The organism is Paenibacillus sp. Pae15, assembly GCF_024519685.1.
GTDB classification, from domain to species: Bacteria; Bacillota; Bacilli; order Paenibacillales; family NBRC-103111; genus Paenibacillus_G; species Paenibacillus_G naphthalenovorans.
Genome location: NZ_JALJRM010000009.1, coordinates 167,745 through 173,961, shown reverse-complemented (window position 1 = coordinate 173,961; position 6,217 = coordinate 167,745). Strand labels below are relative to the sequence as shown.

At 47.4% G+C, this 6,217-nt stretch carries 5 protein-coding genes and 1 rRNA gene; all 6 read left to right on the top strand.

Translation table 11 applies throughout. From position 1 onward, the window contains the following. Window positions 1-124 precede the first annotated feature (124 nt). The 6 genes from rrf (at window position 125) to serS (ending at window position 6,203) form a co-directional block, all read left to right on the top strand. Window positions 125-241, top strand: a 5S ribosomal RNA gene (rrf, locus tag NR121_RS10350). Window positions 242-414: 173 nt separating this feature from the next. Next, window positions 415-1,872 (top strand): IMP dehydrogenase, encoded by a 1,458-nt coding sequence (guaB, locus tag NR121_RS10345; protein ID WP_062410189.1) that lies wholly within the window; start codon window positions 415-417, stop codon window positions 1,870-1,872. A 130-nt stretch (window positions 1,873-2,002) separates the two neighbouring features. Continuing rightward, window positions 2,003-3,298 carry a D-alanyl-D-alanine carboxypeptidase family protein gene (locus NR121_RS10340; RefSeq protein ID WP_375162520.1) on the top strand — a complete coding sequence of 432 codons (1,296 nt, stop codon included), beginning with the start codon at window positions 2,003-2,005 and terminating at the stop codon, window positions 3,296-3,298. Between the two features lie 120 nt (window positions 3,299-3,418). Continuing rightward, window positions 3,419-4,300, top strand: coding sequence for a pyridoxal 5'-phosphate synthase lyase subunit PdxS (gene pdxS, locus NR121_RS10335; protein ID WP_062410187.1), 882 nt, complete (start codon window positions 3,419-3,421; stop codon window positions 4,298-4,300). A 35-nt stretch (window positions 4,301-4,335) separates the two neighbouring features. Beyond that, the gene (gene pdxT, locus NR121_RS10330) at window positions 4,336-4,908 is read left to right on the top strand and encodes a pyridoxal 5'-phosphate synthase glutaminase subunit PdxT (protein ID WP_074729000.1); all 573 of its coding nucleotides are present in this window, start codon (window positions 4,336-4,338) and stop codon (window positions 4,906-4,908) included. Window positions 4,909-4,919: 11 nt separating this feature from the next. Further along, window positions 4,920-6,203 (top strand): serine--tRNA ligase, encoded by a 1,284-nt coding sequence (serS, locus tag NR121_RS10325; protein WP_054819849.1) that lies wholly within the window; start codon window positions 4,920-4,922, stop codon window positions 6,201-6,203. Window positions 6,204-6,217: the final 14 nt, after the last annotated feature.

The following is a 6,217-nucleotide window of genomic DNA, read 5'->3' as shown; positions in this document are numbered from 1 at the left end:
CACGGCAACGTGTGGAGCTGACGAATACTAATCGGTCGAGGGCTTATCCAAAAAGAACATGAAGATGATCAGCGGCTTGGTTTCGATCCAGTTTTCAGGGCGCAAGCCTTGAGATATGAATACGTTTGGTGATGATGGCGGAAGGGAACCACGCGTACCCATACCGAACACGACCGTTAAGCCTTCCAGCGTCGATGGTACTTGGACCGCAGGGTCCTGGGAGAGTAGAACGTCGCCAAGCAATGAAAGAGCCTCTTCGGATTACAATCCGAAGGGGCTCTTTTTTATCTAATTTGGCATACTATTTATGAAAAACGTTGAAAATCGTCATGACTTTGTGCTTGACACCAAAATTGGGCTTTTGATAAGATTGCAATAATATCTTTCGGGATGTAAATAAGGGAGGATCTTTTTGTGTGGGAAACTAAGTTTGCAAAAGAAGGACTGACATTTGACGATGTATTGCTTGTTCCTCGTAAATCGGACGTTTTCGGTAAAGAAATTGATGTTTCAACCCAATTGACCAACCAAATCAAGCTTAACATTCCGTTTCTCAGCTCAGCAATGGATACCGTTACGGAATCTGCTTTGGCGATTGCTATAGCCCGGGAAGGCGGTATTGGTATCATTCATAAAAACATGACGATTGCCCAACAAGCGGAGGAAGTTGACCGGGTGAAGCGCTCCGAGAGTGGCGTTATTACGAATCCGTTCTCCCTTACGCCGGAGCACCATGTTTATGATGCGGAAGAATTAATGGCCAAATACCGGATCTCCGGAGTACCGATTTGTGATGAAAATAACAAATTGGTCGGCATTTTGACGAATCGCGATCTTCGTTTTGTCCATGATTACTCGATCAAAATTAAAGAAGTGATGACGAGAGAAAAACTCGTAACTGCTCCTGTAGGAACTACGCTTCAGGAGGCTGAAGTCCTTCTCCAGAAACACAAAATCGAGAAGCTGCCTTTAGTGGATGAAAACATGATTTTAAAAGGCCTTATCACCATTAAGGATATTGAAAAAGCGATTCAATTCCCGAATTCGGCTAAAGATAAGCAAGGCAGGCTGCTTGTAGGTGCAGCTGTCGGCGTATCCAAAGATGTAATGGAACGTACGGCCGCTTTGGTCGAAGCCGGTATCGATTTGATTGTTGTAGATTCCGCTCATGGGCATCACATCAATATTCTCAATACCGTGAAAAAAATTCGTGAACAATATCCGGATTTGCCGATTTGCGCAGGTAACGTCGCTACAGGAGAAGGCACAAGAGACTTGATTGAAGCCGGGGCGAGCATTGTTAAAGTGGGGATCGGACCTGGATCCATTTGTACAACGAGGGTCATCGCAGGAATCGGTGTACCGCAGATTACAGCCATTTACGATTGCGCTTCAGTTGCGAGACAATATCAAGTGCCGATTATTGCAGACGGCGGTATTAAATACTCAGGAGACGTTGTCAAAGCTATAGCGGCAGGGGCCAGCGCGGTAATGATCGGCAGTCTTTTTGCAGGCACCGAGGAAAGCCCCGGCGAATCGGAAATTTTCCAAGGCCGCCGTTTTAAAGTGTATCGTGGTATGGGCTCTCTTGGAGCGATGAAGGATGGCAGTAAGGATCGCTATTTCCAGGAGAACGAAAGCAAGCTGGTTCCGGAGGGCATTGAAGGACGGGTACCGTACAAAGGACCTCTGGCGGACACGCTTTATCAGTTGGTCGGCGGACTTCGTTCGGGTATGGGTTACTGCGGAGCGAAAAACATTGATGCGCTGATCAATGAAACAACATTCATTCGGATCACCGGTGCAGGTCTACGGGAAAGTCATCCGCACGACATTCAGATTACAAAAGAAGCGCCGAATTACTCCTTATAAAAAGAAATCAAAACCTAAAATGCAGAACGGAAGCTATGGCTTCCGTTCCTTGTTTTTGTACAGCTTCCCAGGCATGTGGTACAATAAAACAGGCTTGTCTATGCCATAAGATGAAATTCTAATACTGGGAGTGAGATGGTTGTTTCGTTATGCTAAAAAAATTTGTTCTGTCGTAGCTGTCACCCTCTTATTAAACGCGTCACTTACCCTGGTTCAGCCAACACCGGTTCAAGCTGCGGATACCCCTGTGGATTTAAAACTGAATGCCAATTCCGCTATATTGATGGAAGCGAGCACAGGCCAGATTTTATATGAATATAACGCAGATAAGGCACTACCTCCCGCAAGTATGGCTAAGATGATGACGGAATATTTAGTAATGGAGGCAATTAAGTCTGGCAAAATCGATAAAACAACGATGGTTACCACCAGTAAATACGCGTCGGAAGTGATAGGTTCGCAAATTCTGTTAGCTGAGGGAGAGCAAGCTACGGTAGATGATATGTTCTCCGCATTGTCGATTTACTCGGCAAACGATGCTGCAGTAGCGCTAGCTGAACATATAGGCGGGACAGAAGAAAATTTCGCCAAAATGATGAATGAAAAAGCAAAAGAATTCGGATTGTCGGAACAAGCTCATTTTATTAATGCGACGGGATTGGGACGGGCCGACCTTGGTAAGTATGCTCCCCAGAATTTGCAGGGGGAAACGCTCCTTTCTGCAAGAGATGCAGCTATCATCGCCTATAATATCTTAAAGGATCATAAGGAAGTACTGGAATATACGAAAATCCCGGCCAAGAAATTCCGTGAGAGAGACACGACACCAATGATTAACTGGAACTGGATGCTTTGGGACAACAGGAACACGACCAATTTTAAGCGATATGCTTATGAAGGCCTCGACGGTTTAAAAACAGGAAGCACGAATGAAGCCGGCTATTGCTTTACCGGAACAGCGGAACGTAATGGAATGAGGCTGATCAGTGTCGTGATGGGAACGGAGACGGAGCCAAGCCGGTTTGAAGAGACCCGCAAAGTGCTTGACTACGGTTTCACGAACTTTGAACTGAAACAGGTCCTGGGTGCGAAAGCTGAAATAGATTCCATGAAAACAGTGAATATTAAAAAAGGTGTGAAAACACAAGTGCCGGTCGTCACGGAAACTGCAGTTTCCATCGTTGCCAAAAAAGGCGCCGCGGCCGATCAATTTACGATTACAGCGGCACCGGCAGATGAAAGTAAGCTTATCGCCCCGATTACACAGGGTCAGGTGCTTGGGACGGTCAAGGTTTCCTATAACGGAAATGAACAAACAGCTAATTTGGTGGCAGCCGAGGATGTAGAGCAAGGAAGCTGGATCCGGCTGTTCTTCAGAGCGATCAAGGACTTTTTTGTAGATACGGTCAAAGGTGTCACAAGCTGATGAAATCCGATAAAACGGGTTGTTTATTTGCTCCTATTGATGTAAAATATTTGTTTAGTTAGTTTGTCCTATTAAGGCCGATCGTCGAAATATATCGATATGTTGTGGGAGGAATCGGAAATGGAAACTGGTACATCGCGCGTTAAAAAAGGTATGGCAGAAATGCAAAAAGGCGGCGTCATTATGGACGTCATGAGTGCAGAGCAGGCCCGCATCGCTGAAGCGGCAGGCGCCTCCGCCGTTATGGCGCTTGAAAGAGTGCCTTCCGATATTCGTGCGGCCGGAGGAGTAGCTCGTATGGCCGACCCTACGATTGTAGAAGAGGTTATGAAAGCTGTATCCATTCCTGTTATGGCTAAAGCACGGATCGGCCATTATGTTGAGGCGAAAGTGCTGGAATCGATGGGCGTAGACTATATCGATGAAAGCGAAGTGCTCACTCCGGCGGATGAAGTGTTCCATATTAATAAACATGAATTCACCGTACCGTTCGTTTGCGGTGCAAGAGATCTTGGCGAAGCGCTCCGCAGAATCGGGGAAGGCGCATCGATGATTCGTACAAAGGGTGAGCCGGGAACGGGAAATATCGTTGAAGCGGTTCGTCATATGCGGATGATTACCGGACAAATCCGGAAGATCCAGTCCTTGTCCAAGGACGAGCTGATGGCTGAAGCGAAAAATTTGGGGGCTCCTTATGAGCTGCTGCTTCAAGTACATGAAACAGGACGTCTTCCTGTTGTAAACTTTGCTGCAGGCGGTGTGGCTACACCGGCAGATGCAGCGCTGATGATGCATTTGGGTTCGGACGGCGTATTTGTCGGGTCCGGTATTTTCAAATCGGACAACCCTGAAAAATTTGCTAAAGCGATTGTTGAGGCGACTACCCACTATACAGATTACGAGCTGATTGCAAATATTTCGAAAAACCTCGGTACGCCAATGAAGGGAATTGAAATTTCCAAACTGCATGTTTCCGAGCGGATGCAAGAGCGCGGTTGGTAATCCATTTTTTTCGTTCGGGAAGAAGGTAGTGTGAGATGAAAATCGGAGTTTTAGCGCTGCAGGGTGCCGTGGCTGAACATATTAAAATGATAGAAAAGGCCGGGGCGCAGGGCGTTGTCGTAAAAAAAGTGGAGCAGCTGCAAGAAATCGACGGAATCATTATTCCCGGAGGCGAAAGCACAACGATCGGGAAACTGATGAGGACTTATCATTTTGTGGATGCCCTACGTGAATTTTCACGGCAGGGCAAGCCGATTTTCGGCACCTGTGCAGGCTTAATTGTTCTTGCAAAAAGCATTGTCGGGCAGGAAGAGGCGCATCTGGAGCTGATGGATATCGAAGTGGAGCGAAACGCTTTTGGGCGGCAGCGTGAAAGCTTTGAAACCGACTTGGATATCAAAGGCATCGATAACAATGTTCGAGCTGTGTTTATTCGCGCTCCTTTGATTGTCAAGGTGGGCGACAATGTGAACGTGCTGTCTACCTATCGTGACCAGATCGTGGCCGCTAGACAAGGGCATTTGTTGGCAGCCTCGTTTCATCCGGAATTGACCGATGATGAGCGGATGCACGCTTATTTTATAGACATGGTACGTGAGACGAGGTAGGAGGGATCTCCTTGTTGGATGTAAAATTACTGCGCAGCGATATGGATAAAGTAAAACAGGCCATGAAAAATCGGGGAGGAAATAACCTCGAGGAGCTGGATCGTTTTACTAGCCTGGATCTTAAACGCAGAGAGCTTTTACAAGAAGTGGAGCAGCTGAAAAACCGCCGTAACGTGGTTTCACAGGAAGTGGCTCGGCTGAAGAAGGCTAAGGAAGATGCGAATCATCTGATTGAAGAAATGAAGGTTGTCGGAGACCGCATTAAAACATTGGATGAAGAAATTCGTGTTCTGGAGTCTGACCTCGATGCTATCGTGCTGGCTATTCCCAATATTCCTCAAGACGGGGTGCCGGTAGGTGCATCCGAGGAAGACAATGTGGAAATTCGCCGTGTGGGCGAAGTACCGAGCTTTTCGTTCGAGCCGAAGCCGCATTGGGAAGTGGCGCAGCAGCTGAATATATTGGATTTTGAGTCTGCGGCGAAGGTGACTGGCTCGCGCTTTGTGTTTTATAAAGGGCTTGGTGCTCGCCTGGAGCGGGCTTTAATGAATTTTATGATGGATTTGCATGCGGACCAGCACGGGTATCAGGAGATACTTCCGCCGTATATCGTAAACCGGGATAGTTTGACGGGAACGGGACAGCTGCCGAAATTTGCAGAAGATGTTTTTAAAATCGATGAAACAGATTATTTCTTGATTCCTACGGCTGAGGTTCCGGTGACCAACTATCATCGGGATGACATTTTATCCTTGGAGGATTTGCCTAAGTATTTTGTGGCGTTCAGCGCTTGCTTCCGTTCGGAAGCCGGTTCTGCCGGACGTGATACCCGGGGTCTGATCAGACAGCATCAATTTAACAAAATTGAACTGGTGAAACTGACCGCACCGGAGCAATCCAATGAGGAGCTCGAGAAACTGACGATGGATGCGGAGAAGGTGCTGCAGCTGCTCAAGCTGCCTTACCGTGTGCTGTCGCTTTGTACGGGCGATTTGGGCTTCTCGTCGGCGAAAACGTACGATCTTGAGGTATGGCTTCCAAGCAGCAATACGTACCGCGAGATTTCGTCTTGCAGTAACTTTGAGGATTTCCAAGCACGCCGAGCTAACATTCGTTTCCGCCGCGATACCAAGGCGAAACCCGAATTCGTGCATACGCTCAACGGATCAGGGTTGGCTATTGGCCGAACCGTCGCCGCCATTCTGGAGAACTACCAGCAGGAAGACGGCAGCGTTTTGATTCCGGAAGTGCTTCAGCCGTATATGGGGAATGTAACGAAAATCAGTAAAAATTAGAGCTTGATCATGCT

Bases quoted from the DNA above. Each gene is read 5' to 3' on its own strand.
- pdxS (WP_062410187.1), top strand. From the start codon at position 3,419: ATGGAAACTGGTACATCGCGCGTTAAAAAAGGTATGGCAGAAATGCAA.
- pdxT (WP_074729000.1), top strand. From the start codon at position 4,336: ATGAAAATCGGAGTTTTAGCGCTGCAGGGTGCCGTGGCTGAACATATT.